This is a genomic window from Eubacterium ramulus (assembly GCF_003122485.1).
GTDB classification, from domain to species: domain Bacteria; phylum Bacillota; class Clostridia; order Lachnospirales; family Lachnospiraceae; genus Eubacterium_I; species Eubacterium_I ramulus_A.
The window spans coordinates 1-1,979 of sequence record NZ_JRFU01000199.1 but is presented as its reverse complement, the minus strand read 5'-3'; the positions used below and the strand labels follow the sequence as shown (position 1 = coordinate 1,979).

The following is a 1,979-nucleotide window of genomic DNA, read 5'->3' as shown; positions in this document are numbered from 1 at the left end:
TCCTGCCGGAGGCTATATCAGATGGGGGATTGGCTCCCATCTGATATAAGTTTCTGTTAAGCGTCTTTTGCATCTTTCGCAAGCAAAAGCTCCATATCACTCTTTTTAAGAGCCATCTTATTTGAATAGATCGTAACGCAAAGGATTACGATAAGCAGGATACCTTCTATGATCTCCGAAGGAGATGTTGCTACACCACAGGAAACAAGTCCGTTCTCAATAATAACAATCGTAAATGATCCGATAATCGCTTTAAAAAGTTTACTTGAAAATCCTCCGGTAACAAGGATACCACCAAGGAAGATTGCCATCTGGATCTTCATCTCCATCATGTTACAAAGTGTACTTGACGCACCTGATACTTTACCAAGAAGGATGAATCCAAAAACACCTGCCATAAATCCTGAAATACAGAAACAGATAAAACGGATCTTATTTGTATTAATACCGATCGCCTTTACGGTTCTCTCATTTTCACCCATACTCTTGCAGTAATATCCGAATTTTGTCTTCTCAAATACGAAGAATACAATCACTACAAAAATGACAAGAATAATCAATGAAACCTTGAAGCTTGAAATAGTAAGCAGATATCTTGGTGCTGTAACTGTCTTCAGGGACAGAATAAAGTTCATCAATCCTCTTAATCCGATCAGACTTGCAAGTGTTGTCATAAAAGAGTCCGTTTTAAATTTTGTAATAATCCAGCCAAGGAAAGCACCAATCAGGGTACTGATAACAAGTGTCAGCGGAATCATCAAAAATTCTGATGTGGACTGTGAAATAAGTGCTGCGATTGTTGCGGAGAGAGCTGCATTGGCACCTACCGAAATATCTGTACTTCCGATGGATACAACAAAGATAACTCCCAGCGCTCCCAGTGCTACAGGCACTGTCTGAATTACAATATTTTTGATATTAAATAATGTTATGGTATTCCCATGAGATCCAATTGCAAAAAAGACAAACAGACCAAGCATGATAATTATGGGCATAACATCCAAAACATGAATTTTTTTTCGCATTAGATCATCTCCTCAATCATTTTTTCTTCACTGAAGTGGGAACTTCTTCCAATTTCTTTCTTGACCATACCATCTTTCATAACAATGATATTATCTGCCATACCCATAGCCTCTGTAAGCTCATCTGTAATAAGCAGCATAGTAAGACCTTTTTTCTTTGCTTCCTGCATTACGTGATAAATGTACGCTTTTACACCGATATCAACACCACGGGTCGGGCAGTCAACGATCAGAAGTTGCAGGTCTTTCAAAAGCCATCTTCCAAGATTTACTTTCTGTTTATTTCCACCGGAAAGACCATTCATATTCTGATTTACGCTTGTACATTTTACCTGATATTCTTTCTTGGCTTTATCTGCCATCTCTCTCATTTCTTTTGTACTGACATATCCGAATTTCTTGGATATCTCTTCCAGAGACGGTACACAGAAGTTATTCTGGATGGTTGTCGCCATCATCAGTGCTTCCTCATCCCTGTCTTTCGGAACATATGCGATTCTGTGTTTCAATGAGAACATTGCATCTTCTATCTCAAGATTTTCGGCGTTTAATAAAACTTTACCGGATGTTGGTTTTACCAGACCGTAAGCAGCCTGTCCTACATCGTGGATACCGGAATCGGAAAGTCCACAGAATGCAAGGATCTCTCCTTTATGAACTTCAAAACTTACGTCTTTTAATCCGGTATTTGTTGATACGTGGTCAAAGGAAAATACTACTTCATCCTCGTAGATTTCTTCTTCATCCACGCGGTAATAATCTCCGCTCATCTCACGACCGACCATCATTCGTTTGACATCATCATCTGTCACATCACTGGTCTCTACGGTTCCAACTGCTCTTCCATCTCGAAGTACCGTAATGGAATCGGAGATACGAAGTGTCTCTTCCAGATCGTGAGAAATCAGTAAGATTGCTCTTCCAAGTTCTTTGAACTTTTTAATAAGCTCATAG

General features: G+C 39.3%; 2 protein-coding genes. Both read right to left on the bottom strand.

Translation table 11 applies throughout. The annotated features are described in order from the left end of the window. Positions 1-56: 56 nt before the first annotated feature. On the bottom strand, positions 57-1,025 hold the full coding sequence (locus LG34_RS15165) for an ABC transporter permease (protein ID WP_109216810.1): 969 nt from the start codon (positions 1,023-1,025) through the stop codon (positions 57-59). Next, positions 1,025-1,979 (bottom strand): ATP-binding cassette domain-containing protein (locus LG34_RS15160; RefSeq protein WP_146190244.1); only part of this gene is annotated, 955 nt, incomplete at its 5' end. The genes LG34_RS15165 and LG34_RS15160, both read right to left, overlap by 1 nt.

Bases quoted from the DNA above. Each gene is read 5' to 3' on its own strand.
- LG34_RS15165 (WP_109216810.1), bottom strand. From the start codon at position 1,025: ATGCGAAAAAAAATTCATGTTTTGGATGTTATGCCCATAATTATCATG.